Source organism: Gammaproteobacteria bacterium (assembly GCA_016200485.1).
GTDB lineage: Bacteria > Pseudomonadota > Gammaproteobacteria > Tenderiales > Tenderiaceae > JACQEP01.
Genome location: JACQEP010000007.1, coordinates 79,095 through 105,955, shown reverse-complemented (window position 1 = coordinate 105,955; position 26,861 = coordinate 79,095). Strand labels below are relative to the sequence as shown.

At 53.0% G+C, this 26,861-nt stretch carries 27 protein-coding genes and 1 tRNA gene; 14 read left to right on the top strand and 14 right to left on the bottom strand.

Annotation, left to right across the window (positions count from 1 at the left end):
• Nucleotides 1-22: 22 nt before the first annotated feature.
• Nucleotides 23-2,746: a DNA polymerase I gene (gene polA / locus HY272_03975; GenBank protein MBI3771841.1), complete on the top strand. Its 2,724-nt coding sequence runs from the start codon at nucleotides 23-25 to the stop codon at nucleotides 2,744-2,746.
• Between the two features lie 30 nt (nucleotides 2,747-2,776).
• Here polA and sulP read toward each other — a convergent pair whose 3' ends face one another.
• The 3 genes from sulP to HY272_03960 form a co-directional block, all read right to left on the bottom strand.
• Complete coding sequence (gene sulP / locus HY272_03970; protein ID MBI3771840.1) at nucleotides 2,777-4,444, bottom strand: sulfate permease; 1,668 nt, start codon at nucleotides 4,442-4,444, stop codon at nucleotides 2,777-2,779.
• 815 nt (nucleotides 4,445-5,259) lie between these two features.
• A complete protein-coding gene (locus tag HY272_03965) occupies nucleotides 5,260-5,874 on the bottom strand; it encodes a YihA family ribosome biogenesis GTP-binding protein (protein MBI3771839.1) in 615 nt (204 codons plus the stop codon).
• The gene (locus HY272_03960; GenBank protein ID MBI3771838.1) at nucleotides 5,871-6,362 is read right to left on the bottom strand and encodes a cyclic nucleotide-binding domain-containing protein; all 492 of its coding nucleotides are present in this window, start codon (nucleotides 6,360-6,362) and stop codon (nucleotides 5,871-5,873) included. The genes HY272_03965 and HY272_03960 overlap by 4 nt, the downstream gene beginning before the upstream one ends.
• A 303-nt stretch (nucleotides 6,363-6,665) precedes the next feature.
• Between HY272_03960 and HY272_03955 the strand changes: the two genes are divergently transcribed.
• The 3 genes from HY272_03955 to HY272_03945 all read left to right on the top strand — a co-directional run bounded on the left by HY272_03955 (nucleotide 6,666) and on the right by HY272_03945 (nucleotide 9,781).
• Complete coding sequence (locus HY272_03955; GenBank protein ID MBI3771837.1) at nucleotides 6,666-7,298, top strand: thiol:disulfide interchange protein DsbA/DsbL; 633 nt, start codon at nucleotides 6,666-6,668, stop codon at nucleotides 7,296-7,298.
• Nucleotides 7,299-7,313: 15 nt separating this feature from the next.
• Nucleotides 7,314-8,951, top strand: a complete 1,638-nt coding sequence (locus tag HY272_03950) for an acetolactate synthase large subunit (GenBank protein ID MBI3771836.1) — start codon at nucleotides 7,314-7,316, stop codon at nucleotides 8,949-8,951.
• An 89-nt stretch (nucleotides 8,952-9,040) separates the two neighbouring features.
• A complete protein-coding gene (locus HY272_03945) occupies nucleotides 9,041-9,781 on the top strand; it encodes an endonuclease/exonuclease/phosphatase family protein (GenBank protein MBI3771835.1) in 741 nt (246 codons plus the stop codon).
• Nucleotides 9,782-9,788: 7 nt separating this feature from the next.
• Here HY272_03945 and HY272_03940 read toward each other — a convergent pair whose 3' ends face one another.
• The gene (locus HY272_03940) at nucleotides 9,789-9,941 is read right to left on the bottom strand and encodes a hypothetical protein (protein MBI3771834.1); all 153 of its coding nucleotides are present in this window, start codon (nucleotides 9,939-9,941) and stop codon (nucleotides 9,789-9,791) included.
• Nucleotides 9,942-10,131: 190 nt separating this feature from the next.
• On the opposite strand from HY272_03940, the gene HY272_03935 reads away from it, so the two are divergent.
• Genes HY272_03935 through HY272_03915 form a run of 5 tightly spaced genes read left to right on the top strand, consistent with a single transcriptional unit; the run spans nucleotide 10,132 to nucleotide 12,859 of the window.
• On the top strand, nucleotides 10,132-10,719 hold the full coding sequence (locus HY272_03935; protein MBI3771833.1) for a cytochrome b/b6 domain-containing protein: 588 nt from the start codon (nucleotides 10,132-10,134) through the stop codon (nucleotides 10,717-10,719).
• Nucleotides 10,720-10,743: 24 nt separating this feature from the next.
• A complete protein-coding gene (locus HY272_03930) occupies nucleotides 10,744-11,304 on the top strand; it encodes a hypothetical protein (GenBank protein ID MBI3771832.1) in 561 nt (186 codons plus the stop codon).
• Between the two features lie 20 nt (nucleotides 11,305-11,324).
• Nucleotides 11,325-11,720: a DUF1924 domain-containing protein gene (locus tag HY272_03925; protein ID MBI3771831.1), complete on the top strand. Its 396-nt coding sequence runs from the start codon at nucleotides 11,325-11,327 to the stop codon at nucleotides 11,718-11,720.
• A gap of 17 nt (nucleotides 11,721-11,737) precedes the next feature.
• A complete protein-coding gene (locus HY272_03920; protein ID MBI3771830.1) occupies nucleotides 11,738-12,295 on the top strand; it encodes a diheme cytochrome c in 558 nt (185 codons plus the stop codon).
• An 18-nt stretch (nucleotides 12,296-12,313) separates the two neighbouring features.
• Complete coding sequence (locus tag HY272_03915; protein ID MBI3771829.1) at nucleotides 12,314-12,859, top strand: cyclic nucleotide-binding domain-containing protein; 546 nt, start codon at nucleotides 12,314-12,316, stop codon at nucleotides 12,857-12,859.
• Nucleotides 12,860-12,863: 4 nt separating this feature from the next.
• On the opposite strand, the gene HY272_03910 is transcribed toward HY272_03915, so the two are convergent.
• The 6 genes from HY272_03910 to HY272_03885 all read right to left on the bottom strand — a co-directional run bounded on the left by HY272_03910 (nucleotide 12,864) and on the right by HY272_03885 (nucleotide 19,826).
• Entirely contained in the window at nucleotides 12,864-15,752 is a 2,889-nt protein-coding gene (locus HY272_03910; GenBank protein ID MBI3771828.1) for a PAS domain S-box protein, read from the bottom strand.
• Nucleotides 15,753-15,934: 182 nt separating this feature from the next.
• Nucleotides 15,935-16,011, bottom strand: a tRNA-Arg gene (locus HY272_03905).
• A 111-nt stretch (nucleotides 16,012-16,122) separates the two neighbouring features.
• A complete protein-coding gene (gene rep / locus HY272_03900; protein MBI3771827.1) occupies nucleotides 16,123-18,135 on the bottom strand; it encodes a DNA helicase Rep in 2,013 nt (670 codons plus the stop codon).
• A 174-nt stretch (nucleotides 18,136-18,309) separates the two neighbouring features.
• Nucleotides 18,310-18,540 carry a hypothetical protein gene (locus HY272_03895; protein ID MBI3771826.1) on the bottom strand — a complete coding sequence of 77 codons (231 nt, stop codon included), beginning with the start codon at nucleotides 18,538-18,540 and terminating at the stop codon, nucleotides 18,310-18,312.
• A 403-nt stretch (nucleotides 18,541-18,943) separates the two neighbouring features.
• The gene (locus tag HY272_03890; GenBank protein MBI3771825.1) at nucleotides 18,944-19,234 is read right to left on the bottom strand and encodes a DUF3301 domain-containing protein; all 291 of its coding nucleotides are present in this window, start codon (nucleotides 19,232-19,234) and stop codon (nucleotides 18,944-18,946) included.
• Nucleotides 19,235-19,274: 40 nt separating this feature from the next.
• Nucleotides 19,275-19,826, bottom strand: coding sequence for a YecA family protein (locus tag HY272_03885; GenBank protein ID MBI3771824.1), 552 nt, complete (start codon nucleotides 19,824-19,826; stop codon nucleotides 19,275-19,277).
• 111 nt (nucleotides 19,827-19,937) lie between these two features.
• Between HY272_03885 and HY272_03880 the strand changes: the two genes are divergently transcribed.
• From HY272_03880 to HY272_03870, 3 genes are all read left to right on the top strand, one after another.
• The gene (locus tag HY272_03880; GenBank protein ID MBI3771823.1) at nucleotides 19,938-20,195 is read left to right on the top strand and encodes a DUF3820 family protein; all 258 of its coding nucleotides are present in this window, start codon (nucleotides 19,938-19,940) and stop codon (nucleotides 20,193-20,195) included.
• Nucleotides 20,196-20,198: 3 nt separating this feature from the next.
• Nucleotides 20,199-21,401 (top strand): HDOD domain-containing protein, encoded by a 1,203-nt coding sequence (locus HY272_03875; protein ID MBI3771822.1) that lies wholly within the window; start codon nucleotides 20,199-20,201, stop codon nucleotides 21,399-21,401.
• A 181-nt stretch (nucleotides 21,402-21,582) separates the two neighbouring features.
• Nucleotides 21,583-22,314: a pirin family protein gene (locus HY272_03870; GenBank protein ID MBI3771821.1), complete on the top strand. Its 732-nt coding sequence runs from the start codon at nucleotides 21,583-21,585 to the stop codon at nucleotides 22,312-22,314.
• Here HY272_03870 and HY272_03865 read toward each other — a convergent pair.
• Complete coding sequence (locus tag HY272_03865) at nucleotides 22,251-23,156, bottom strand: DUF3025 domain-containing protein (protein ID MBI3771820.1); 906 nt, start codon at nucleotides 23,154-23,156, stop codon at nucleotides 22,251-22,253. The genes HY272_03870 and HY272_03865 overlap by 64 nt on opposite strands.
• Nucleotides 23,157-23,171: 15 nt before the next feature.
• Entirely contained in the window at nucleotides 23,172-23,615 is a 444-nt protein-coding gene (locus tag HY272_03860) for a VOC family protein (protein MBI3771819.1), read from the bottom strand.
• Nucleotides 23,616-23,766: 151 nt separating this feature from the next.
• Between HY272_03860 and HY272_03855 the strand changes: the two genes are divergently transcribed.
• Complete coding sequence (locus HY272_03855) at nucleotides 23,767-24,192, top strand: DUF3592 domain-containing protein (GenBank protein ID MBI3771818.1); 426 nt, start codon at nucleotides 23,767-23,769, stop codon at nucleotides 24,190-24,192.
• On the opposite strand, the gene HY272_03850 is transcribed toward HY272_03855, so the two are convergent.
• Nucleotides 24,185-25,261, bottom strand: a complete 1,077-nt coding sequence (locus tag HY272_03850) for an alkene reductase (GenBank protein ID MBI3771817.1) — start codon at nucleotides 25,259-25,261, stop codon at nucleotides 24,185-24,187. The genes HY272_03855 and HY272_03850 overlap by 8 nt on opposite strands.
• A 148-nt stretch (nucleotides 25,262-25,409) precedes the next feature.
• Between HY272_03850 and HY272_03845 the strand changes: the two genes are divergently transcribed.
• Nucleotides 25,410-26,288 (top strand): metallophosphoesterase, encoded by an 879-nt coding sequence (locus HY272_03845; protein ID MBI3771816.1) that lies wholly within the window; start codon nucleotides 25,410-25,412, stop codon nucleotides 26,286-26,288.
• Between the two features lie 50 nt (nucleotides 26,289-26,338).
• Here the strand turns inward: HY272_03845 and HY272_03840 are convergent, their stop codons facing one another.
• A complete protein-coding gene (locus HY272_03840) occupies nucleotides 26,339-26,833 on the bottom strand; it encodes a peptidylprolyl isomerase (protein ID MBI3771815.1) in 495 nt (164 codons plus the stop codon).
• Nucleotides 26,834-26,861 lie beyond the last annotated feature (28 nt).

Sequence of the window (26,861 nt, the reverse complement as noted above, 5' to 3'; positions counted from 1 at the left end):
TCGTGCCCACACTCAATAATCCATGTCTACTACTGCAAAAACACCGCTTATTCTGGTCGATGGCTCATCTTACCTGTATCGGGCCTTTTACGCCCTGCCGCCGCTGACTAACTCTAAAGGCCAGCCAACCGGCGCGGTCTACGGCGTCGCCAATATGCTGCGGCGCCTGATCAAGGATTACCAGCCAACATTGATAGTGGTGGTCTTCGACGCCAAGGGCAAAACCTTCCGCGATGAGCTGTTCGCCCAGTACAAGGCGCACCGGCCGCCGATGCCTGACGATCTTCGCACTCAGATCGAACCGCTGCACGCGCTGGTCAAGGCGATGGGCATTCCGCTGTTGGTGATTGAAGGCGTCGAGGCCGATGACGTGATCGGCACGCTGGCCGTTCAGGCCCGCCGTCAGAAACTCAATACTGTGATCTCCACCGGTGACAAGGACATGGCGCAACTGGTGGACGATCATATCACCCTGGTCAACACCATGACCGACTCGCGCCTCAACCGTGAGGGTGTGATCGAAAAATTCGGCATCCCGCCGGAACGCATCGTCGATTACCTGGCACTGGTCGGCGACACCTCCGACAACATCCCCGGCGTGCCCAAGGTCGGCCCCAAAACTGCCGTCAAATGGTTACAGGAATATGGCAGCCTCGATCAGATCATCGCCCGCGCTGATGAAATCAGCGGCAAGGTGGGCGACAGCCTGCGTGAGAATCTGGCGCAACTGGAGTTGTCGCGGCGGCTGGCCACCATCAAGTGCGATGTTGATTTGGCGTTAGCCCCTGATGAGCTGCATTTACAGGCGCCGGACACCGCCGCGCTACGCGGTCTGTATCAGCAACTTGAATTCAAGACCTGGCTGGCGCAATTGAATGAAACGGCTGATGAAGAAAAGTCATTTGCCGCAGCAGAAAAGCCCGCCACAGAAAAAACCGCCGCTGATTATGAAACCATACTCAGCGCAGAACAGTTTCAACATTGGTTACAACAACTACAATCCGCCGAAGCCTTTGCCTTTGATACCGAAACCACCAGCCTGGATTACATTCAGGCCGAGATTGTTGGTGTTTCATTCGCGATTGAAGCAAACAAGGCGGCTTATGTACCGTTGGCCCACGATTATCCCGGCGCACCTGCACAACTCAATCGTGAACAGGTTCTGGCGCAACTTAAACCATTATTGGAAGATCCGCGCCGCGCCAAGATCGGCCAGAATCTTAAATACGACATGAGCGTGCTTGCCAATCACGGTATCACGCTCGACGGCATCGCCTACGACACCATGCTTGAATCCTACGTCCTCAACAGCACTGCCTCGCGCCACGACATGGATTCGCTGGCACTGGCTTACCTGCAACACGAAACCATTCACTTCGAGGACATCGCCGGCAAGGGCAGCAAGCAGATTACCTTCAATCAAATTGCCATTGAGATCGCCGCGCCTTACGCTGCCGAAGATGCCGACGTCACGCTGCGCCTGCATCAGCACTTGTGGCCCAAGGTTGCAGCAGAACCCAGTCTCAAGCGCGTGTTCAGCGAAGTTGAGATGCCGCTGGTACCGGTGTTGTCACGCATGGAACGCAATGGCGTATTGATCGACAGTGACATGCTCAAGCGCCAAAGCAAGCTGCTGGCCGAACGGATGATCGAGCTCGAACAACAAGCCCATGATGCGGCAGGCGAACCCTTCAATCTCGCGTCGCCGAAACAAATTCAGGCAATCCTATTCGATAAGCAGGGCCTGCCGGTGTTGGAAAAGACACCCACTGGCCAACCATCTACCGCCGAATCCGTGTTACAGGAATTGGCGCTCGAATACGAATTGCCGCGCTTGCTGCTCGAACACCGCAGCCTGAGCAAATTGAAATCGACCTACACCGACAAACTGCCGGAACAGATCAATCCGCGCACCGGCCGGGTGCATACGTCATATCATCAAGCCGTCACCGCCACCGGCCGCTTGTCATCGAGTGATCCGAATCTGCAAAACATTCCGATTCGCAGCGAGGAGGGCAGACGTATCCGCCAGGCATTTATCGCCGCGCCGGGTTATCAACTGCTGGCAGCGGATTATTCGCAAATCGAATTGCGCATCATGGCGCATTTGTCGAATGACAACAGCCTGAAACGTGCATTTCAGCAGGGCCTGGATATTCACTCCGCCACAGCAGCCGAGGTCTTTGGCGTGCCGCTCGATCAAGTCGATGCCAACCAACGCCGCAGCGCCAAGGCCATCAACTTCGGCTTAATTTACGGCATGTCTGCCTTTGGCCTCGCCAAGCAACTCGATGTCGACCGCTACGCGGCGCAACAATATATCGATCTTTATTTCTCGCGTTATCCCGGCGTCAAAGATTTCATGGACCGAATGCGCAGCGAGGCCCATGATCGCGGTTATGTCGAAACCTTATTGGGTCGTCGTTTATATCTGCCCGAAATCAACTCACGCAACGGCCAGCGCCGCCAATATGCCGAGCGCGCCGCCATCAACGCGCCGATGCAAGGCACCGCCGCCGACATTATCAAACTGGCGATGATTACTACTGATCATTGGCTACAGCAAACCAAGGTCGAGGCCCGCATGATCATGCAAGTCCACGATGAATTGGTGTTTGAAATCCACCAGGATTGTTTAGACGAATGCCGACAACAACTGCCACACCTCATGAGTCAGGCGGCTGAGCTCTCAGTGCCGTTGGTGGTGGATGCCGGGGTAGGGGATAACTGGGATCAGGCGCATTAACCAAGCCACGGGGCGATTCATGAATCGCCCCTACGATTGATTGATTTCACTCACGCCTGTCACGGCATCGCAATATGCCAGCGCGGCGGAAAAATCGTCGAAGTAATGTTCGACACCGATCTGTTCAATGATGCCGGCCCGCTCCATCTTCGCCCTGACGCGCGGATTGGCCTCACTTAACAATACGCTGATATGACGTCTTTCCAGCTGCCGGATTACATCCTCCAGCGCCTTGAGACCGGTAATGTCCATAAATGGCACTCGTCGCAGACGAAGAATAAGAATACGCGGATCTGTACTTGTTTGCGCCAGCGCACGTTCGAAATTTTCCACCGCGCCGAAGAAAAATGGTCCCTCGATAGCGTAAACCAGCACGCCATGCGGGAACTGCACGCCACCGCGATACGTCAGCTCCGCCTCTATCTCTTTTTCGGTCAGTTGCTGCACCTCGACCGACGACGCCATGCGGCGCAGGAAGTGCAGTGTGGCCAGAATCACACCGATATTGACGGCCACTACCAGATCGGCGAATACCGTAAGTATAAAGGTGATGAGCAAGATCACCACGTCGGCCCGCGGCGCGCGCGTCAGCATGCGGACGAAATGTTTAACCTCGCTCATGTTCCAGGCGACAACGAACAAAATTGCCGCCAGGGCGCACAGCGGTATGCTCGCCGCCAGCGGCGCCAGAAACAAAATGATAAGCACCAGCGTCAGCGCGTGAGTGATGCCCGCCAGCGGGCTGGTGCCACCATTGCGTACGTTGGTGGCGGTGCGGGCAATCGCGCCGGTGGCGGCAAAACCGCCGAACATCGGCGCCGCGATATTGGCCAGACCCTGACCGATCAGCTCCTGATTGGAGTCGTGCTTGGTACCCGCCATGCCATCAGCCACCACTGCCGAGAGCAACGACTCAATAGCACCAAGCATGGCGATGGTGAACGCAGGACCAATCAACTCAATAATGCGTGGCAACGTAATCTCGGGCAGACCGAAACTCGGTAGTCCTTGCGGAATACCGCCAAAGGCGCTGCCGATGGTGACCACACCCTCGAAGTGAAACACGGCCTGGAGCGCCGTCGCCACCACCATCGCCACCAGCGGCCCCGGCACCCGCCGCAACAGTGGTATATGCGATGTAAAAATCAGCAACGCCAAACTGCCTAACGCCAGCGCGGTCGTCGCCAGATGAAAATCCGGCAAGGCCTGAAACAGACGCCAGACCTTTTCGTGAAAATGGCCGTCAGGACTGACGTTCAAGCCAAAGAAGGCTTGCCACTGCCCCACCCAGATAATGACACCGATGCCGGCGGTGAACCCGACGATAACGGGATGGGGAATAAACTTGATGATGGCGCCCAGGCGCGCCACACCCAGCAACACCAGCATGATACCGGCCATCAGCGTCGCTATTTGCAGGCCATCAATACCGTAGTGGGCTGTAATGCTGGCGAGGATCACAATAAAAGCGCCCGTCGGCCCTGCGATCTGCAGTCGGCTGCCGCCAAAGGCGGACACGAACAGCCCGGCAATGATGGCGGTATACAGCCCCTGCTCGGGTTTGGCGCCGGAAGCAATGGCAAAGGCCATTGCCAGCGGCAACGCCACCACGCCGACGATAATGCCGGAAATGATATTCGAGGCCCAATGCTCGCGTTTGAGCAGCCCGGCCCGCCATGCTTCATGGATTGCGATCATCGAAAAAGGTCTACGGGGATTAGCAGTCCATCATAACCCAATACTTAGAGCCTGTTCACGATCTCGATCAAGGGATGCAGCGCAAGGCGGAAAGGGGCGAAAAAGCGGAGTGTACACGCAGTACATGAGCATTTTGAGCCCGTTTCCAACGCCGCGATGCGCCCTTCAGCGAGATCGTGAACAGGCTCTTAGATCGCTACCGGCATTGCTTTTCGTTAGGGGGTATCCTTGCCGCTTGGTTTTTGCAGAAGAGACTGAAACCCAGCCCTTTCTTTAACATCCCGTAAGTCATTAAAAAATAAGCCAAAGTGAAAATATTTCACTTTGGCCCTTGAACTTTTCCAGTTTGTGCCGATCTATGTATGTGAGTACACCCCAATGTGCTCAGTTCCGCTCTCCCTCCCTGAGCGGAACCCCTCTACCCGGTAACCCCAAGCCGGGATAGGTTCTTGGCCCCGGTTCCCTCCAATGAAATCCGGGGCTTTTTTTTGTCCATTTCCTAACGATAGAACGGCAACGATCCTGCTATTGGTACTTGAGTTTCCCTCTCTACCACCCGCCCTGCGGAGGGATGCTGCGGCACTGACATTCCCCCTGGTCTGCCATACCCACAACAAGGCGTACCTGCATTGAACTTTTTTCTCAGAGGCCTGTCAATAGATATGAACGTGACAGTTCAGTCCCGCATCTCCTCCCTCACGCGGGACACCCACCATTCCCCTGGTGGTTTGTTGAGCCCCGATTTTCTCCCTAAAGAAACTCGGGGCTTCTTTTTTATTAAAAATCAAAAGGTAAATAACGGTTATCGCTAACAGCTAACCAGCCGCCACGTCCAGCCAGCCGTCGAGCACCGCCCGCACTTCATCGACACCGCTTTTATCGTGCGCAGAAAAAAGTTGCACCGTCACCCCCGGGCCACCACGATATTCCCGCTCCAGATCACGCCCAACTTGCTGGAGAACGTTCATGCCTGCGCTGCGACTCAGCTTGTCGGCCTTGGTCAGCAGGATATGCACCGGACGCCCCAGGTGCTGACACCAGCCCACCATCTCGCGATCGAAATCAGTGAGCGGATGGCGAATGTCCATCACCACCACCACGCCCACCAACGCATGACGCTGACGAATGTATCCTTCCAGCGTCTGTTGCCAATGGCGTTTGACATTTATTGCAACTTTGGCGTAGCCGTAACCCGGCAGATCGACCAGGGCACGCTGCAAATCGAGGCGGAAAAAATTGATCTGCTGGGTGCGACCCGGAGTTTTACTGGTGCGCGCCAGCGATTTTTGATCGGTGATGCAATTGAGGGCGGAAGATTTACCGGCGTTGGAACGACCGGCAAAGGCCACCTCCATCCCTGTGTCTGGCGGCAGCTGCGAAAGTTCAGCCACCCCCTTGAGGAACGTAGCCTTGCGATAGAGATGGTTCACCGCTTGCCAGGGCCGAAGATATAACGCGACAGGCTCACTTCCTCGGCGCTCAATCGCCGCACCAGATGATCGAGACTGATAATCGCATGCTCAAGCAGATTTACCGCAATATAAGGGTGCTCAACCCGCAACCGCTTATACTTAGCGCGAGGCAATCGCAACAACTGGGTCTCAGGGCTGATCGAGCGCATTTCCAGCATCCGTGGTTCGCGGTCGAAAAACGACATCTCGCCCATCAGCTCGCCTTCCTTCATCCTGCCAACCTCCATCTCGCGGCCATTGTCGTCATAGATCAACGCCGCTTCGCCCTTGACCACAAAATAGAGCGCCTCGCCGACCTCGCCACGCTTGGCGATAATGTCACGCTGCTTGTAGGTAACCAGTTCGGTATAATCCAGCAAAGTCTCGACCTCTTTCAGGGTCAATGACTCACACAAATATTGCTGGTTCATGAAGGCCTTGAGATCAATTCCTTTGGCGGCAGACATGGTTCATTCCTCATTAAGCTGGTGATGGCGCCATCATAGCAAATTACATTGGGCACGAGAGAAAAGGAAAAAGATAAAAGGGTAAAGGGAATGTACCAGCCATAGGCCGGCATTGATTTTAAATGTGCGCCAAAGGCGCACACAACCCCTTTTATCTTTTCCCTTTTCCCTTTCCTCTGCTCTTGTTTCTCCCGCCAAAGTGGTTGACAATCGGGCCACCGGCGTCAGCCCACATTCAGCCCTGCTTCATCGCAGGGGACAAATAATGAAATTCTTGATTCACAGCTCACGAGGATAACCACCATGAAATCCCTCAAACTTGCATTATATCTACTGGCATCACTATTCGTCGCCACAGCAGCAACCGCGGTTGAATACCAGGAAGGTGTTGCCTATCAATTGATCGTGCCGGCACAACCCACCACTACCGAGGGCAAGATTGAAGTCGCGGAAATATTTTCTTACGGCTGTTCACATTGCTATCGCTTTGAACCGACCCTCGAACGCTGGCTAAAAGCGAAACCCAAAAATGTTGAATTCATACGCATCCCGGCAATTTTCAATACCCAGCTTGAACTTTATGCCCGCGCCTTCTATGCCGCAGAGGTTTTGGGTGCTATCGATAAAATCCATAAACCATTTTTTGATGCCATCCACCTGCAAAAACTGCCGCTGAATGATGAAGCGGCGATTGCCGATCTGTTCGAGAAAAATGGTGTCAGTCGCGCCGATTTCAACAAGGCATTCCGCTCGTTCAGCGTCGATGCCAAGGTGCGCCGTGCTTCTGAATTGGGCAAACGGTATGGTATTCAAGCAACACCGAGCATGGTGGTTAACGGCAAATACCGCCTTGATCCCGGCATGAACAACGTTGGCGCCAATGGCATGATGAACGTGGTCGATTATCTCGTCGCTAAAGAAACAAAAGGTAAATAGGCCCTAACTCCGCCCATGAAAGCGGCACAGGTATTCGTCAAATGTTTGGAGAACGAAGGTGTGGAATACATCTTCGGTATTCCGGGCGAAGAAAACCTGGCGATGATGGATGCGCTGCTTGATTCATCGATCAAGTTCGTCACCGTCCGTCATGAACAAGGCGCGGCCTTTATGGCCGATGTCTATGGCAGACTGACGGGCCGGGCGGGGGTGTGTCTTTCCACCCTCGGCCCGGGTGCCACCAATCTCATTACCGGCGTGGCCGACGCCAATATGGATCATGCGCCATTAGTGGCGATTGCCGGTCAGGCCTCTACCGCACGCTTACACAAAGAATCACATCAGGTGCTCGATCTGGAGGAAATGTTCCGGCCGATCACTAAATACTCGGCACGCCTGCTGATGCCGGACATCATTCCCGAAGTCGTGCGCAAGGCCTTCAAACTGGCGCAAACCGAAAAAACCGGCGCGGCGTTTATCGAGTTTCCGGAAAACATCGCCGACATGGAAATGACCGGTCACACCGAACCCTTGTGGTCACGCCAAGCCGTGATTCCAGCGCCGGCGCAAGATCGTATCGAGGCTGCCGCCGCAGCGATTTCTGCCGCTAAAAATCCGATCGTACTCGCGGGACACGGCGTGGTTCGCGCCAATGCAGCACACCAATTGGCCGAGTTCGCCACCAAACTCAACATCCCTGTCGCCAACACTTTCATGGCCAAGGGTGTGCTGCCATTCAAGCATCCGTTGGCGCTGGGCAGCGCCGGGTTGCAGGCGAAAGATCATGTCGGTTTTGGCTTTGATAAGGCCGATGTCATTATCTGCGTGGGTTATGATCTGGTAGAATATCACCCTTATCTTTGGCATCCGACGCGCGACCGCTTCATTATTCACATCGACTTTCAGCCCGCGGAAGTGGATTCTCACTACGGCGTGAGGGTCGGCGTGGTCGGCGATATCAAACAGAGCCTGCAACGCATCGCCGAAACCGCGACGCCACATCAAGGCACTGCACTGCGCCCGCTGCGCGATGCGCTGATCAAGGACATGAACGAGCATGCGCAGAGCGATGCCTGGCCGGTAAAACCGCAAAAACTGATCTGGGATTTGCGCACGGCGATGGCACTGGAAGACATTGCCATCTGCGACGTGGGTGCGCACAAAATGTGGATGGCACGCATGTTCCGCTGCGAACATCCCAACACCTGCATCATTTCCAACGGCTTTGCCAGCATGGGCATTGCCGTCCCGGGCGCTATCGCTGCCAAGCTCGCCTATCCCGATCGCAATATCGTGGCCGTGACCGGCGATGCGGGGTTTTTAATGAATAGCCAGGAGATCGAGACTGCGATGCGGCTCAAGCTGCCGCTGGTGATCCTGATCTGGAACGATGGGGGTTATGGCTTGATCGAATGGAAACAGATGAAGGCCTATGGCCGCCCCAGCCATGTCAGTTTCGGCAACCCGGACTTCGTCAAATACGCCGCGGCCTTTGGCGCCAAAGGCTACCGGGTCGAAAGAACTGGCGACTTGCTGCCGATACTAAATAAGGCGCTGGCCGATAACACCGTCAGCATCATCGATTGCCCCGTAGATTATTCGGAAAACCTGAAACTTACGTCTAAACTGGGAGAGATGGTCTTTCAATTGTGATGGAACAAGTGAACACGCATAACACCCATGTTAAACATGCTCCAGTCGCCGAATCTATCGTCCCGGCTACCGGTAGCAAACTGCGGCTGCTGAGTTTCAATATTCAGATCGGCATGGCCTCGACCCGCACCCGTCATTATCTGACCCATAGCTGGAAACACCTGCTGCCTCATTCCAAGGCCTTTGAAAATCTCGACCGTATCGGCCACTTGATCAGCGACTATGACATCGTTGGCTTGCAAGAGGTTGATGCCGGCAGTCTGCGCAGCCATTTCGTCAATCAGATCGAATATCTCGCCGAGCGTGGCCGCTTTCCGTTCTGGCATTGCCAGACCAATCGCAACCTCGGCCGATTTGCCCAACACAGTAATGGCCTGCTCAGCCGCTTTAAACCGACGGGCGCGATTGAATATCGCTTGCCGGGATTAATTCCGGGGCGCGGTGCACTACTGGTGCGTTATGGCCGCCATGACAGCGCATTTAACTTGCTGTTAGTGCATCTGGCCCTGGGCAAGCGCGCGCGCCAAAACCAACTCGACTTTATCAGCGAGCTGGTGAATGAACACCGGCATATTTGTGTGATGGGGGATTTCAACTGTCCACCCGACAGTCCGGAGATGCAACGCCTGTTTCGCAACACCCATTTAGTTTTACCGGAAGAAGAACTGCATACCTTCCCCAGCTGGCGGCCATGGCGCAACATCGATCACATCCTGACCTCGAGCAGTGTCAAGGTCAACAACGTGCACGTCGTCAATCATGCGCTTTCGGATCATCTCCCGATCGCGATGGAACTGACTCTGCCCGCAGAAGTGCATCTGACCGCCTAACAGTCTGTTAATCCTGGCGCTCGTCTTCGCTCTCTTGTTCCGCCTTGGCCCGATCTTCCTCGGCACGCCGACGCCGGTTGCGAATATCATCCATCGCCAAAAACCCTAAAAATCCAAGCACGGCGAGCAAAATGCCTACTTCTATCAAAACTGGTGTCATTATCCCCTCAATTTTTCCAACCTGGCGGTCGTTAGTATAGTCAAATTAACTTTTAATTCAGTCAGTTATTGTGAACTTAATTTAACAGACTGGGTCTTAGTTTGTAATTTTTTAAGCTCTAATTAATTCTGCTTATATCTAATGGTATCTAAGATCACGGCGACGCCGTCGCACGAAAGGGGCTAGCACTATGTCACTACAAGCTACCGGCCAACAAGTAAAAGTGTGGGATGGCTTTGTCCGCTTCTTTCACTGGAGCCTGGTGCTCTCGTTCATTGCCGCCTATTTGACCTTTCAGTTCGGGATGCAAGAAACCCATGCCATCCTCGGTTACTTCATCACTGGCCTCATCATATTTCGAATCATCTGGGGCTTTGCCGGTTCCCAATACGCCCGCTTCAGCAATTTTATTTACCGCCCAAAAACGGTAATCGACTACATCAAATCCATCTACTCCGGACAGCCTGCGCATTATCTTGGCCACAACCCGGCAGGCGGTATGATGGTACTCGCCTTGCTCACCGCATTAACGATCATTACTGTTTCGGGCCTGGTCATCCTCGGCACCATTGAATTCGATGGCCCGCTGGTGGGTGTATTACATAACCTTGGTGATGAAACTGTATACGCCTTCCGCGAAATTCATGAGGTCTGTGTCAATGTGATGTTGGCACTAATAGCATTTCATGTGGTTGGCGTGATACTCGCCAGCGTGCAACACAAAGAAAATCTGGTCAAAGCAATGCTGACCGGCTACAAACAACATTTTGGGCACTAAAAATTATTTTAAGGGAGACCAAACATGTACAAACATTGGCTACTAGGAGGCGCACTAGTACTCAGTTGCCTGCCGGTGCTTGCAGAAGAAGCACTGGAACAACCCGTTCGCTGGACGCTGGACACCTCGCCCCGCGCCGAATGGCTGCAGCTGGCCAGCGCTGATGAAGCCAACGAAGATGAGGCGACTGAACATGCTGGTGTGAATACCGCTGTCACAAAACCAAAATTCAAGGAGCATCTGGTCACCGCCAGCAAGATCCACAAATACCTGGGTATCGGTTCTCTTGGCTTGGCCGGTCTAACCTTGTTAGCCCCGAAAGAGGAAGACGGTGCACACGAATATTTAGCTAAAGGTGCAGCCGCACTCGGCGTGGGCGCAGTTATCACTGGTTTAGTGTTTCATTGGGATGACATCGAACTCAACCAAGGTTTCGACAATCCCGACAATCTTCATGCCCTGTTGACCACCCTCGGTACTTTGGGTTTTCTCGGGGCAGTGAGTGAGGCTCCCGCCAGCGGCCATGCCGGCCTGGGGGCAGGTGGTGCGATAAGCATGGCGATCGGCATCAAGATGACGTGGTAACACAACGAGCAGAGGATTTTATGAAGATCAAGATGTGGGCTGTTGCATTATGTTTGTTGTTCCCTTTTGCTGGTCAGGCTGGCATCAATGATATGATCCAAAACTACAATCCCGGCGGCAAGCTGACATTTAGCGCCGACAGAGGTAAAGAGTTGTGGACCAAAAAAACAGTCAGCAGCGAAGATGGCAAAGAGCGTGAATGCACCACCTGCCACAACAAGGACATGACCAAATCCGGCAAACATGCCAAGAGCGGCAAGGTAATTGACCCGATGGCGATGACCGTCAACAAAGATCGCTTCAACGATCCCAAAAAGATTGAAAAGTGGTTTACCCGCAATTGCAAATGGACGTACGGTCAGGAATGCACCAACCAGGAGAAAGGTGATCTTCTCACTTATCTCTCCAGTTTCTAACCAAGGATTGAGGACCTATGAAAAGCAAATCGACTATTCTGGCAGTCACTGCGGCATTACTGATCAGCAGCACTGGCACTGCCCTGGCGGAAGGTTCCTGGTCTGATTTTCTTTCGCTGTCGCGCAAAAAGGAAGTTGCCCCCATCACTGACGCCACTTACAACGAAGAATGTGGTTCCTGTCACTTTGCCTATCAGCCCGGCCTGTTACCTGAGCAATCCTGGCGCAAATTAATGGCCGCAGATGCGCTTTCAGATCACTTCGGCGAGAATGCCGAACTTCCTGAAGACACTCGCACAAAACTACTCAACCTCTTGGTCGCAGGTTCAGCAGAAAAATCTGCTTACAAACGTTCCAAGAAGATCATGGCCTCGCTCAAGGACGGCGATGCCCCGCTACGCATTATCGAAACGCCTTACATCAAGCGTAAACACCATGATATTCCTGAGAATCTGATCAAAGGTCCCAAGGTCAAATCACTCAGCTTCTGCGACAAGTGCCACACCGAAGCCGCCAAGGGCAATTTTGACGACGACACTGTCGATGTCCCCGGTCACGGCCGCTGGACCTGGTAACCCGCAACCCCACCACTTTTGGCGGCGGCTGTCCTTAAGACTGCCGCCGCTGAGCCGATAACAAAAATAATCGCCGCCTGGGCGTGCCGCTTAAAACCTGCCTACATGATCGATAAATTAGAAAAGGTTTCTATTTTCAAGGGACTGGATCACGCTGTCCTGGTCGATATATCCCTGCTGTGTCAATCCATTGTCCTAGAAAATGGAGAAACCATCATCGCGGAGAAGGTGAACGAGTCCTTCGATCTTTTTTTTCTGATCCGTGGCAATGTTGAAATCACTTCCAACACCACTCCTTTAGCGAGTGGCGAGGCCGTTTTATCGCGAGAAGATAAGGAGTTATTAGGGGAAGTCAGCTGGCTGCTCAATGTCCGCCGGACGGCTACTGTAAAAGCAGTGGGCGAAGTCGAAGTTATCCGCGTCAATGGCCCGCGTTTTATGTCGTTTCTGGAGCGCAAACCAGAAGGTTTCCGCATCATGCGCCGCATTGCACGCCAGATCGCCAGCCGCCTCAATGAATCCGACAACCTCCTGAAACAGATTCTCTGGAACAGCAATATTTAATTCTTCATTGTTGCGCTTCAATTGTCGCTGCAATCAAATCACGCAACTCGCTATTGGTTGTTTTCGACTTCACCAACACCCCGGCCACCTTCGCTGCGTATTCATGACTGACATCGTGCGCTGAAAATATGATCACCCGTGGCGGCACAACCCGGCGCTCGATGATGTCAAGCAGATCCAATCCCGAACCGTCCGGCAGCCCCACATCCAGCAACACAAGATCAAAACGCTCAGACTCAAGCAGTTTCCTTCCCTCCTCCAAGGTCGGGGCACTCACCAGCTCACAACTATCCCCCAGGACGTTACTCACAATCCTGAAAATATCCAGCTCATCTTCCACATGCAGCACACGTGGCCGCCGCCCATTTTTTGAGGCCTGCCTGACCACAGCGATCAGACGCTGCTGATCGAAGGGCTTATCCATCCAGTCCAATACGCCAATGGCCCCACCGTTGAGCTCGCGCTTCGCCTCATCCGCTTTTGCCGACACCACGACCACAGGGATGTCACGCGCCGAAGCATCATTCCGCAAACTCACCAGAAATGACACCCCATCCTCACCTGGCAGCATGATATCCAATGTTATCAGCCTGTAGGCATGCCCTCGCTTGCGAATCAACTCCCGCGCCTGCACTGCATCATAAGCAATATCGCTATCGTAGCCTGCCTCAGCCAGCATTCTTTGAATCAATACCGCCACATCCGGATCATCTTCAACAATCAAGACTCGCGGCGTTTTCTCGTTCCATATCTCTTCCAGATTCTTTGTTTTAATTGATTTACTCGCCCCCAACATGACCGGCAAATCAATCATAAAACTCGTCCCCACACCAACACGACTGATGAAACTGATACGGCCGCCATGCTTTTCAACAATCACTTTAGCGATCGCCAACCCCAGGCCTGTCCCGCCTTTTTTGCGAGTATCCGACGAATCAGACTGCGTGAAGCGCTCAAACACCTGGCCCTGGAATTCATCCGGAATACCAGTCCCATAATCGGTAACCGTTATCCGCGCTGCATCTTTACCCTGTCTTACCGCGCTAATCTCTATCTTTGCGCCTTCTTCTGAGAACTTGGCGGCATTGGACATCAGATTCCCCATCACCTGCATCATACGATTGCGATCCGCGTAAAGGTGAGCGCCTTCTATCATACGTGTAATCACAAAACTCACTCCACGCTGCGTAGCATAGGCCTGATGCTCCTCCACGGCTTGTTTGAGCAATGTTGCCAACTCGATTTCATCGAATTTAAACGCCATTTTTCCCGATTCAATTTTCTGCAAATCGAGGATGTCGTTAATCAGTAGCAACAGGCGCTCCGTATTACTTGTGGCAATCTTAAGCATCTCATTCATTTTAGGCGGAATTTCGCCAGCGGCCCCACCCGCCATCAAACCCAAAGCGCCACGTATGGAGGTTAATGGCGTGCGCAACTCATGGCTCACTGTTGATACGAATTCATTTTTCATCTTATCGATGCGCTTGCGTTCAGTAATGTCGCGCACAATGCCACTATAGAATTTCTTGCCATCAAGATTCATGGCGCTGACCGCCAGATCGATAGGAAAGGTACTACCATCCTTACGCTTCCCCTCAACCTCACGCCCAATACCAATGATTTTCGCTTTGCCTGTTTGTTGATAATTATCCAGATATTGATCATGCTCCGCCGTATATGGCTCCGGCATCAGCATATTGACATTCTTCCCGATCACTTCATCCGACTTATAGCCAAATATGCGCTCTGCAGCCGGATTAAATTCCTGTATCAAGCCATACTCATCAATGGCAATCAAACCATCAACCATGTTTTCAACCACGATCCGCTGCCTCGTCTCTGAGCTTTTTAATCGCTGCAATGCCTGTTCAGCGGCCTCAAACTCATTTCCGGTGCGCCGGTACATGCTTACCGCCCCCACCAATAGCAAAGGAAATGCGATCCCAGCTCCCACCAGAATCAATATCAATTCTTCATTCTGATCCGAAACCCTGGACTGCAATGAAATGTTGAGATCCTGCGCTACTTCTCGATAAGCTTTTCTTGCACCACTGATCGCATCTTCGCCCATCTTAAAAATGGTTTCGTGCCGCGTCTTGTCAACCCCCTTGCCGATCATGGCAACATATTTGTCTGTGGTCGTTAACATCTGGCGCAATGATTTGAGCTCACTGCCCCACCCACCAACCCCCCGATCGTCAAGAATTTGTAAATTACTTCTGATCACTCTCGCTTGTCTCTCATACTCCTTAATCACACCATACAACTTGCGACCTAATATTTCTTGATCCTCTCCTGAAATTTGATGTGCGCGCACATGTAATATCTGCAATCTTTCGAGAGACTCCACCAATCCCGGGAAACGCACCACCACCAAATCCATCAGGTAATGGCTTTTCATTTCGGGATCCAACACTAGCTGCGAGCCGTTTGCCACCTCACGCATCAACAAATGCAACTCAACAATAAGCTCGGAATATGCGTCTAGTTTTTCTTTCGCACCCGCCGCCCCTTCAGAATTTTGCGCCAATTCAAATGCCTTTTTCTTTATCATCTCCTGGCCATCGCGCACGCGTAGCTTTTCAGAATGCCCCTCAGCAACAGCTGCATCGATAATGGCAAGCGTCTGCCGCATAAGTTCATTAACTTTTTTTGTGCGCTCAGACTCTGCCTGCGGTAACGCCCATTGAATTCGTATTTGCTGTAATAAAATGGCGACATCAAAGAGAGCTCCTTCCTGATGCACCCCCTCAAGCTCCCGTTTGGTCTCGTCGATAGCATCGCGAAGATTGGCAACACTATGAAACCCCATTGCCAACAAAATGCTCATCGGCACTGCCGTGATCGCCAGATAACGCCAAAATCCCATTGGTGTACGCGCAGGTGCCATGTGCCATGTGCCATCCATAATGATTAACTGAATCGATTATGCTGTTTATATCTTTTGCTTTTCAACAACACGCAGACTAATTTGTCTTGGCGATCAATTTATACGCAGCAACGCTGCTGCTTTATTTGCCATGATTGGCGACAAGTGGAAGAGGGATATAAGTAGCTGGAATTTTAAAGAGATGGCGCGCCCGAAGGGATTCGAACCCCTGACCTCAGCCTCCGGAGGGCTGCGCTCTATCCAGCTGAGCTACGGGCGCGTGATGTGACATTATGACATTTTTGATGGCTGCCTTCAGCAACCCATTTACGGGGAGCCCTCCCCAGAATGGCCGGCTAGGATACCGGTTTGCTGATAAAAGGTCTATCGGCTAGATTTTGAGCATGCCCCGCAAATTGGCCAGATGCGCCTGACCGCGCTCTTGCCGCTCTTCGACACTTACCACTTGCCCGATACCCCGCCACTCGAGATCGTCTTCGGGCAGCTCCTGTAAAAACCGGCTCGGCTCGACGGCAGCCAGCTCACCGCCACGTTTGCGGCGGGCGCAAAGAGTAAAGGTAAGTGTCTTCTGGGCGCGGGTGATGCCGACGTAGGCCAGTCGCCGCTCTTCTTCGAGGCTGTTTTCCACGATACTGGTACGATGCGGCAGCAGCTCTTCCTCCATGCCCACCAGGTAAACATGAGGAAACTCCAAGCCTTTGGCGGCGTGCAGGGTCATCAGGTGCACCTGATCGCCGGACTTGTCATCCTCTTGCCGCTCCAGGATATCCATCAGGCTCATATGTGCCACCAGATCAGCAATGGTTTTTTCCTCAGTATCCTGTTCGTATAAGCGCTGCATCCAGGCGACCAATTCGTAAACATTGGCCATTTTTTTCTCGGCCTGCTTCAGATCCTTGCAGGTGTCATTGAGCCAGGCCTCGTAATTGATTTCACGCAACATGTCTTTAACCGTAGCGATGGGATCGCCGCGCTCGGCGCGATCGCTCACCTCTACCAGCCATTGCGTGAACTGCCGCAAGCGCTGCAGCGCGCGCTCACTCAAATGCTGCTCGACTCCCAATTCGAAGCTGGCCGCAAACAGACTATTGCCTCGTTCCGAGGCATAGGTGCCCAATTTTTCCAAGGTCGTGGTACCGATCTCACGCCGCGGCGTATTCACCACCCGCAGAAACGCGGCGTCGTCATCGGGATTCACCAACAAACGCAAATAGGAAAGGATATCCTTGACTTCGGGTTGACTAAAAAACGATGCGCCGCCGCTTAGGTAATACGGAATTTTCTGTTCACGCAAGGCACGTTCAAACAAGCGCGATTGATGGTTGCCGCGATAAAGAATCGCATAGTCGCGATATTCGGTGCGATGCTTGAATTTGTGGCTGATGATTTCAGACACTACCTGCTCCGATTCATGTTCATCGTTGCGCAAGGTAATCACGCGAATGGGATCGCCATATCCCAACTCGCTCCACAGCGTTTTTTCAAACACATGTTGATTGTTGCTGATCAACTGGTTGGCAGCCTTGAGGATACGGCCGGTAGAGCGGTAATTCTGTTCCAGCTTGATCACTTCCAGATTCGGAAAATCGTTTTTCAGCAGCAACAGATTCTCCGGCTGCGCGCCACGCCAGGCATAAATCGATTGATCGTCATCGCCGACCACAGTGAGTGCGCCACGCACGCCCGTGAGCAGCCTCACCAATTGATATTGCGTGGAATTGGTATCCTGATATTCATCGACCAGCAAATAACGGATCTTGTTTTGCCAGCGCTCTTTGGCCGCCGCATCCTGCTGAAACAGTCGCACCGGCAACAGAATCAAGTCATCGAAATCGACGGCATTGTAAGCCTTCAATGACCGTTGATACTGGGCGTAGAGCTGCGCCATACCGTTCAATGCCGCATCGTTATTGGCCTCAACCAGCGCTTCTTCCGGCATCAACAGATTGCTTTTCCAGCGCGAGATCTGCCACCGCGTTTGATCCACCACACCGCCGTCTTCACCATAGTCGCGACGCAGCATTTCTTTAATTAATGTCGCGCTATCCTGCGAATCAAAAATGGTAAAGCCTGGTTTATAGCCCAGCGCCTTTAACTCGGCGCGGATAATGTTCAGCCCCAGCGTATGAAACGTCGACACCTGCAAGCCATGCGCCTCTTTGCCCTTGAGCAATTCGCCGACACGGCTCTTCATCTCGCGCGCCGCCTTGTTGGTAAAGGTGACGGCCGCAATATTTTTCGGTGGGATGCCACATTCCTTAATCAGGTGGGCGATCTTTTGGGTGATGACGCGCGTTTTACCGCTGCCGGCACCGGCCAGCACCAACAACGGGCCATCCAAGTGTCGCACGGCCTGGCGCTGACGGGGATTGAGTTGAGACATGAGGAACTGCGACCCTTAACCTAAAAACGGTGATTATCCGCAAAAAACGCAAATAAACGCGAAATTAATTTTTGTAGCTAACGGAAGTAACTCGCTCATTCGTCAGACGCAGCAAAGAAAATTTTAGTGCTCGAACGCCTTGGCGTCCTTGGCGGTTCGAGCAGAATTCTTCGGTTACCCGCTGAGACCGGCCGGCTTGGCGCCGCCCAGATATTCTGTCAGCGTAACGGTAGGCACTTTGTTCTTGTCCACCATCGGATACATGGAGCAGCGTTCACACGCCATCAACCGCGGTTGCGCACCAATGGCCGCTTTACCAGTAGGGCGACTCCGCAATTCGTTGCAATTGCCGACGCTCATGTACGCCCGCTGCGGTTGGCAGTAGAAGATCCGATTCTTATCCATAATTGCCCTCGATTGATTTTCAGCATCACCACTATGTACGATGCCTTGCACTGCTATGGGCGCTCGCCCTTCAATGTATGCATTCAGCCCCGACCGAATCAATCCAACCACGGCACAACAACAATTCGACGTTGTAAGTTCCCGCCCCCAACAGGGAAGGAAGGGATAAAACAGACTGTACATTATAACTTTTTACCTAAAATCAAACAACTAGCCGCTCCGAGAGGCGGAGGAGGGGCCCCACGTCAGTGGGGATCGCACCCCCACCGGCGGTCGCATCCCCGATATTCATCGGGTCCCCTGCTCTTCGCCTCGGGTGTGCCACCCTCGGTGGTGGCGGCGAGCTTGAGGGTAATAATGAAGTGAAAATGCTGCACCACCCCTAGAGACAGGGAATGGGCGACTAAACCGGGTAGGCATCCATCTCACAATGGGTCACCCGTCCGCCAAAAACCGTCACCACGCCATGTGCTCGCCGATTGCCATCGCCACTAAACTCGAAGCGGTATTCGCGATAAAGCCTGACCCGGCCATCGGTGCTGCGCCGCGTTCGGAAGCGGGTAAGCGCTACCGTATCATCAAGAAAAATCACGCCCACCTCTTGGCAACGCCGACGGGCGTAATCACTGGCCCGTTCCCGCGCACGCTGCCCGTCCCACCACAGGGCAACTGCGGCGACGAGCGCAAGCAGCAAGAATAACTCTTCTGAAATCAATCTGATAAAGTAATTTTAATTACTGACGAAAATAGTCGTACAACCCCGCCACTGACCCTGGCAACAGTTCGACACAGAGTGTGTATTCTTCTTCATCAAGATCCGCCTCTTCCTCGCTGCCCGTCAAAGTCAGGGCGGCGATCGGCTGCAACAATTCGCGCATAGGCTTAGGCAATTTTTCCCACACCTCAGAGTGTTCGGCCACCGCCAGCATGAAGCCCACACACCAGCCCTCGTAGGAATCAAAGATCTCGCCATCCTCCTCTTCCTCGATCACCAGGGGTTCAAAGCGCTGGCCTGCCGCCAAACCCGCCTCAATATTCTGCCGCAATCGTTGCATCAGACCGGTCAGATACTGCTCTTCAGCGGCATCGGCAAAGCGGGGCGCGCCCCACACCGCTGTCAGCCAATCCTCCACCGGCAACAGGGTTTGGCTCACGATCAAGGCCGTTAAATAACCATGCACCTCTTCCAAGGGCAACCGTTCGCCTGCTTCAGTCTCGCCCAGCAAAAAGGCATCAAGCACTTGCAGCTCGTCATCGGAAAGCGGGGGATTGGCCGTGGTCGTCATCATTTATCCTTGGGGGTTCGTGGCAGGTAATGCGGCAAAATACACCAAAATCCCCGCGCCAGATAGTTTGCCTCTTGGGAAATCGCGAGGAAACGGGCTATAGTAACACCCATGGCCGACCAGACCTCGCTGTATGCCGACCCCGCCGAACTGCTCAAACTGGCCCGCTATCGCATGCCTTTTGGCAAATACAAAGATCGACTGTTGATTGACCTGCCGGACACCTATGTCACCTGGTTTGCCCGCAAAGGCCTCCCCCCGGGCGAACTCGGCCGCATGCTGGGCATGCTCTATGAAATCAAACTCAATGGGCTGGAATACCTGCTTCAGCCCTTGCGCACACCGGCGGTGCCCTCGCATCTCCACTAGCCCATGAGCGAAATCTTCATCGGGCGCCAACCCATTTATGACCGCGATCTGGTCGTTTACGCGTATGAACTTTTATATCGCGCCAACATCGGCGATGACGCCAACGTCGTGGACGACGATCATGCCACTTCGCACGTTATCATGAACACATTGACCGAGTTTGGCCTCGAAAAACTGATTGGCGACACCTTGGCCTTCATTAATCTGCCCAGGAGCTTTATTGTCGGCGACTATCCGATTCCGTTATCGAAAACCCAATCCGTACTCGAAGTACTGGAAGATATCGCTGTCGACGATCAGGTGCTGGCGGCCGTTAAAAAACTCGGTGACGATGGCTTTACCATCGCCCTCGATGATTTTCGTTACCACGATGAATTAAAGCCGCTGATTGCCTTGGCCAAGATCGTCAAGGTCGACATTCTGGGCATGGATCGCGACACCATTAAATACAATTACGACAAACTACGGTCCTTTGGCGTAAAGTTGCTGGCAGAAAAGGTTGAGACGCAGGAGGAATTCGAATTTACCAAACAATTGGGCTTCGATTATTTTCAGGGCTATTTTTTCTGCCGCCCGAACATCCTGCAAAAAACCTCGGTTCCGACCAATCGATTGGTGATCATGAACCTGTTGGCGCAACTGCATACTCCCAACGCCGATCTGAAGAAAATCGCCGAGCTGGTCAGCAATGATGTTGCCATCAGCTATAAAATCCTGAGGTTTATCAATTCCGCCGCCGTTGGCTTGCCGAAAAAAATCGAATCCATTCATCAAGCGGTTATTTATCTTGGCATCAAAAATGTGACTAATCTGGCGTCGTTGATTGCGATGTCGAAGATTGATGACAAACCCAGTGAATTGATTGCCACCGCCATTATTCGCGCCAAGATGTGCGAGCAGCTCGGCGCCATGAGTGGCGGATCGCGTGAAACTTATTTCACCATCGGTTTATTTTCCGCCCTTGATGCCTTGATGGACATGCCGATGGGCGAAGCCCTGTCGACACTGCCATTGATTCAGGAAATCAAACACGCATTACTTGGCCAGCCCTGCCAGGAACGAGATGCGCTGCAATGCACCATCAACTACGAGCGCGGCAACTGGGATGAGGTAACGTTTGCCAAACTTGATTCCAGCGACATCAGCAAGGCCTATCTGGATGCCGTTAGCTGGACCGATCAGATCATGCAACAAGTCGGCGATTGATCATTGCCCCAACAATGCTGGCAATAATTACCTATCCAGCCGCTTGCACCACTACTTCAGCGCCTCACCTTGCTGACGATGCTTCCAGGCCGACCAAAAGCTTGATCGTTTAGCTTATATTACGTGAACACGTTTTTTAGCGTTGGCTACCGATAATACATATTCCACCCAGGATCATGCCATGAGCAACGACACACTAGAGCTTCGCCCTGCGACCGAACGCGGTATCGCCAATTTTGACTGGCTTGATTCGCGCCACACGTTTTCCTTTGGCCATTATCACGATCCATTACAAATTGGATTTTCTGATCTGTTAGTGATCAACGATGACCGTGTAAAACCCGGCCGTGGTTTCAGCCCACACCCGCACCGTGACATGGAAATTTTTTCCTATGTGCTGGAAGGGGCGCTGGAACATAAAGATTCCATGGGCAATGGTTCTGTCATTCGCCCCGGTGATGTGCAAATAATGAGCGCCGGGACGGGCATTACTCACAGCGAGTTTAATCACTCTGTCGATGAGGAAGTCCATTTCCTGCAAATCTGGGTCGTCCCTGATCGCAAGAATGTCGAGCCACGTTATCAGCAACGGTATTTTTCCGTACCCGATAAACGCGGGCGATTAAAATTAATCATTTCGCCGAATGGCGAACATGGCTCTCTTAGCGTCTATCAGGACGTAAGAGTTTATGCCGGTTGTTTTGATGGCGATGAATCGGCCGATTTGTTGCTCGGTTCAGGTCGCAATGCCTATGTACATGTGGCGCGCGGCAGCATCTCACTCAATGGCGTCAAGCTGCATGCAGGTGATGGCGCGCGGGCACGTCATGCACGACGCTTGAGTCTGGCTCAAGGTGAAAATGCCGAGGTACTGGTGTTTGATCTGAGGCCGCACGAATTGCCGCGATCCTGAACCTCGTTACGGCTACGTCCTGGCCGAAAATAGCGGGTATTGGCGTAGTATTCGGCGCATTCATTGGCCACATCGTACCCAGGCAAGCCCAGAATAGGGAAGGGCGCCAAATCTCGCGGCTGCAATAACTCACCGCAAGCAAGCGTTTGCATCAACTGTTCGTCCAACCATTGCCGTTGCGCGTCCTGAGACAAGACAAAAAAATCTTTCACCACTGGCAGTAAAATGCAGTTAGCTGTCATTCCGATATAAGGCGCCAATCCCTTCTCATACAAGGCGTGGCCAAACACTACGCAGCGCAATTTGGTTTCCAGCTCTACGCGTCGCTGCCAGAATAATTCCTGCCACTGAAAATCGCGAATCAATTGCAGCAGTGATTCATCACAGGAAATAATCACCACGCCACCCTCATCGAATAAAGACAGCATATTCTCCAGCGGCGAGCGGCGGCCATGCTCGCCGTACTCAAATCGCATTTTGGCGGAAGGCAAGTGCAATGAATTGATCAGAGCCTTGGTCTTGGGGAAGACAAGCCAAGTCAGAAATTGAAAGAAGTCGTGCCAGTTTTCGGCGCGGGTCTGTATCTCTCCGGTTTGATAAATGCGCGGTGCATAGTGAGCTTCAAAACAATCGGGCTTGCCATTCTGAGCGACGATCTTTAATTGCTTGCCGGCCAGCGTGCGCACCGCTTGCGGCCATTCGTCCAGCAGCCGTTGATAATCGGCCAACGTCGGCCAGGCAGTGAAATGTTCGAATCGCGCCAGCAAAGGTGACACCGGAGCATACAGCGGGGAGCGACGCGCAAGATCAGCAACCCAGGGGCGAGGGGGGTTATATATCATTGCTCCATTTTAACATTACAGTTCCGGCAACGGCTTTACCGGGGCTTCCATCCAGCGATCATCCTGCCGCCAGTCAATCTCCGGGTTATCGATGTAGAGTTCTGCTTCGTTGCCATCGGGATCGCGCAAGTACAGACTTTTGCTAATCGTATGATCAGCCGCGCCATCGATCTGATAACCAGCCTCCTGCGCGCGCTGCCGTGCTGCCTTGAGCGCTTCAATGGAATCACCCACTTTCCAGCCGATGTGGTACAAACCTAGTCGCCGCCCGGTCAGTGGGCCAGGCGCCTCGCCGACCTCGATCAGCAACAACTCATGGTGGGTGCGGCCGCCAGTCAAAATCGCTGCTCGGCCACCAAAGATCTTGCCGGTGACCTGCAAGCCGACCACCCGGTGATAAAAACTCACCGACTTCTCGAGATTGCGCACATACAGCACCACATGCCCCAGCTCCGCCATAGCACCTCCCATGGCCATTTAGATTCCCTGGAATTTGGTCGAGACCGATGGTAGCAGGTTATCAGCACCCCATCCCAACCATCCCAAGCCAATTGTTAACTTTTCTGTCTCGGCACTAGCATGCACGCGCAGAATCTTCGAAAATGGCTTTATGCCCAATGCCTACGCCATCATCATCGTACTATTTATCCTTGGAGGAGCCGCCACCACAATTTGGGGCTGGACGATTCTCGCCAAGGCCCGGCAACGACGTCGCTGGCCGCAGACGGAAGGGATTATTGAAAGCGCAAAGCGCGCCTCGGACAGTGATGATTTATTGCCGGAGATCGTGTTTAGTTACCAAGTCGGCAATAATTCCTATCGGTGTCATTATGAATTTCCCGGCGGCACCACACCGACACCTGAACTAAGTACGAGTTATTTAAATAAATATCGCTCCGGCAGCAAGGTACACGTCTTTTATAACCCAACTACGCCACAGATCGCCACGCTCGAACCGAGCGTGGCGGGTGACTGGTTGATTTTGGCATTGGGGCTGCTAGCCGCGCTCGTGGGTATCGTCATGTTATTTACGTGAGCGCCGGATAATCGGTATAGCCCTTCTCACCGGTGCTATAAAAAGTATTCGGGTCCGGCGTATTCAGCGGTGCATTTTTCTTCCAGCGCTCTGGCAAATCCGGATTGGCGAGAAACAGTCGGCCCACTGCAATCAAATCAGCCCGGCCTGCGGCCAGGTCTTTTTCTGCCCGCTCTGCATCGTAGCCGCCTGACAGTATCAACGTATCGCAGAATTGATCACGAAAAACTTCTTTGATCGAGACAGGCACAGCTGGTGCACCCATGGGAGAATGATCCACCAAGTGCACATACATTACATTCAAAACATCCAGCAGGTCTGCGAGATATGAATAATCTTTCTCCATCGCATCATAGAGCGGCATATCGTTGAACACACCATAGGGTGATAAACGGACCCCCACTCGCTGATGCCCTATCGCATCAGTGGTTGCCTCAACCACCTCCCGCAGAAACCGCGCACGATTTTCTATCGTGCCGCCATACTTGTCTTGTCGTTGATTCGAATTGGGACGAATGAACTGCTCCAACAAATAACCATTGGCAGCATGGAGCTCCACGCCATCAAATCCAGCTGCGACTGCATTCCGCGCCGCCCGCGCGTATTCATTTATGGCGTTGCGAATATCTGCCTCGGTCATGGCCTCCGGGATCGGTAACGGCTTCATGCCCTCGGCATCGGTATACATCTCACCGGCGGCGGGGACCGCTGACGGCGCCAGCACTCGGGCACCCGCAGGCATATTTAATGGGTGCGAGATCCTGCCGGTATGCATCAATTGCATAAACATATGGCCACCCTGCTTATGAACAGCGTCGGTAATTTTTTTCCAGCCTTCTATTTGAGCGTCAGAAAAAATCCCCGGAATCCGCGCATAACCCAAACCGTTAGGGGAGGGTGACACGCCCTCTGTAATAATCAATCCTGCGCTGGCACGTTGTTGGTAATAACGCACCATCAATTCATTGGGAATATTGTTGATGGCCCGGTTGCGCGTCATTGGGGACATTACCAGGCGATTTTTTAATGTAATAGCTCCAAGACGATATTCAGAAAACACCCGTGACATAACAAGTCTCCTCAGTTAATCAACAGCGATTACCCTATATTACATGACATACACATTTTAATTATATTATAGAGATTACTGCATCCGTAGGCACCTCCTATTCTAAGGTCTAATAAACCTGGGCACACAGACTGAACCTGGATATCCAATGCGAAAATCTGCACTTGTTAGATTATTGTTCCATTTCGGTTTTGCGGTACTAGGGTTGCATTGCTTATCCGTCTACGGCGATGACTCTCCGGTCACGGTCATCGCCGCCGGCGACATCGGCGAGTGCAGACTTCCAGGCGCGAGTCTTACCGCGAATCTGATTGAGAAAATGGAAGGTGATATCCTGGCGGTCGGCGATTTGGTTTACCCCGAAGGCGCGCCCAAGGACTACATTAAATGCTATGAACCGACCTGGGGCCGATTCAAGGCACGCACCTTACCTACCCCTGGTAATCATGACTATGGAACTCGAGACGCAGCGGGATATTTTGGCTATTTTGGCACTCAAGCCGGTGAAATTGGCAAGGGCTATTACAGCGTTGATCGTCCGGGCTGGCACATCGTTGCGCTCAACAGCAACATAGACGCGCGCGCCGACTCCGAGCAGGTGGCATGGTTACAACACGATCTTGCCACTACCCAGGCATCGTGCATTCTCGCCTTTTGGCACCATCCCCGTTATAGCTCCGGACCCCATGGCAACAACAACCATATGGCGGCGATTTGGGAAATACTGGCACAACATCACGCCAGTATCGTCATTTCCGGCCACGACCACGACTATGAACGCTTGGCGCCGATGGATGGTGCCGGCCAGATTGATGTGCCGCACGGCATACGGTCGTTTGTTGTCGGCACTGGCGGTGCCAGGCTCTACAATTTCAGCATGCGTTCGTCGATTAGTGAAGCCTGGAATGGCAACACCTGGGGCGCGCTGAAACTGACACTCTTCCCCGGCCGTTACCGCTGGGAGTTTGTCCCCATAGAAGGCGGTAACTACCAGGACAGCGGTGAGGGTCGCTGTGCAACGGAGTAGTCGCGCGTCATCACATTCCTTGTGCGGGCGTGCCGACGGAGCCTCTGTAATCAGTGGTGAACGCCACCATCACCATGCACATGGCCATGCGCAAGCTCTTCTTCCTCAGCCTCACGCACATTGATTACTTCCACATCGAAGGTCACAGTTTTGCCCGCATAAGGGTGATTGGCATCCACATCCAACGTCTTTAATCCCACTTTGATGATGGTCGCCGGAACTGCGCCCGCCTTGGTATTCAGCTGCACGATCATTCCCGGTTTAAATTTGATTTTTGCTTTGGAAGGATTGATGACATGATTGATCGACACCCGTTGCAGTGCATTTTCCGTACGCTGACCAAAGGCATCGTCGGGGGAGAATGTAACTGACAGCCGTTCACCGGCCTGCTTGCCTTCCAGCGCCTGTTCCAGGCCCTTGATCAACTGGCCATGACCATGCAGATAGACCATGGGGCCATCTTCATGTGAATCCTCCAGCACTTCATGTCCTTGCTCACTGAGCTTGTAATGGATGGCCACCACCTTGTCTTTACCAATCACCATATCGCCGCCTCATCATGAAAGAGAAAAC

Bases quoted from the DNA above. Each gene is read 5' to 3' on its own strand.
- HY272_03920 (MBI3771830.1), top strand. From the start codon at position 11,738: ATGAAAAGCAAATCGACTATTCTGGCAGTCACTGCGGCATTACTGATC.
- HY272_03935 (MBI3771833.1), top strand. From the start codon at position 10,132: ATGTCACTACAAGCTACCGGCCAACAAGTAAAAGTGTGGGATGGCTTT.
- HY272_03860 (MBI3771819.1), bottom strand. From the start codon at position 23,615: ATGGCGGAGCTGGGGCATGTGGTGCTGTATGTGCGCAATCTCGAGAAG.
- sulP (MBI3771840.1), bottom strand. From the start codon at position 4,444: ATGATCGCAATCCATGAAGCATGGCGGGCCGGGCTGCTCAAACGCGAG.
- HY272_03870 (MBI3771821.1), top strand. From the start codon at position 21,583: ATGAGCAACGACACACTAGAGCTTCGCCCTGCGACCGAACGCGGTATC.
- HY272_03855 (MBI3771818.1), top strand. From the start codon at position 23,767: ATGCCCAATGCCTACGCCATCATCATCGTACTATTTATCCTTGGAGGA.
- HY272_03840 (MBI3771815.1), bottom strand. From the start codon at position 26,833: ATGGTGATTGGTAAAGACAAGGTGGTGGCCATCCATTACAAGCTCAGT.
- polA (MBI3771841.1), top strand. From the start codon at position 23: ATGTCTACTACTGCAAAAACACCGCTTATTCTGGTCGATGGCTCATCT.
- HY272_03880 (MBI3771823.1), top strand. From the start codon at position 19,938: ATGGCCGACCAGACCTCGCTGTATGCCGACCCCGCCGAACTGCTCAAA.
- HY272_03950 (MBI3771836.1), top strand. From the start codon at position 7,314: ATGAAAGCGGCACAGGTATTCGTCAAATGTTTGGAGAACGAAGGTGTG.
- HY272_03845 (MBI3771816.1), top strand. From the start codon at position 25,410: ATGCGAAAATCTGCACTTGTTAGATTATTGTTCCATTTCGGTTTTGCG.
- HY272_03960 (MBI3771838.1), bottom strand. From the start codon at position 6,362: ATGTCTGCCGCCAAAGGAATTGATCTCAAGGCCTTCATGAACCAGCAA.
- HY272_03955 (MBI3771837.1), top strand. From the start codon at position 6,666: ATGAAATCCCTCAAACTTGCATTATATCTACTGGCATCACTATTCGTC.
- HY272_03940 (MBI3771834.1), bottom strand. From the start codon at position 9,941: ATGACACCAGTTTTGATAGAAGTAGGCATTTTGCTCGCCGTGCTTGGA.
- HY272_03910 (MBI3771828.1), bottom strand. From the start codon at position 15,752: ATGGCACCTGCGCGTACACCAATGGGATTTTGGCGTTATCTGGCGATC.
- HY272_03850 (MBI3771817.1), bottom strand. From the start codon at position 25,261: ATGTCACGGGTGTTTTCTGAATATCGTCTTGGAGCTATTACATTAAAA.
- rep (MBI3771827.1), bottom strand. From the start codon at position 18,135: ATGTCTCAACTCAATCCCCGTCAGCGCCAGGCCGTGCGACACTTGGAT.
- HY272_03865 (MBI3771820.1), bottom strand. From the start codon at position 23,156: ATGATATATAACCCCCCTCGCCCCTGGGTTGCTGATCTTGCGCGTCGC.
- HY272_03885 (MBI3771824.1), bottom strand. From the start codon at position 19,826: ATGACGACCACGGCCAATCCCCCGCTTTCCGATGACGAGCTGCAAGTG.
- HY272_03895 (MBI3771826.1), bottom strand. From the start codon at position 18,540: ATGGATAAGAATCGGATCTTCTACTGCCAACCGCAGCGGGCGTACATG.
- HY272_03875 (MBI3771822.1), top strand. From the start codon at position 20,199: ATGAGCGAAATCTTCATCGGGCGCCAACCCATTTATGACCGCGATCTG.
- HY272_03925 (MBI3771831.1), top strand. From the start codon at position 11,325: ATGAAGATCAAGATGTGGGCTGTTGCATTATGTTTGTTGTTCCCTTTT.
- HY272_03930 (MBI3771832.1), top strand. From the start codon at position 10,744: ATGTACAAACATTGGCTACTAGGAGGCGCACTAGTACTCAGTTGCCTG.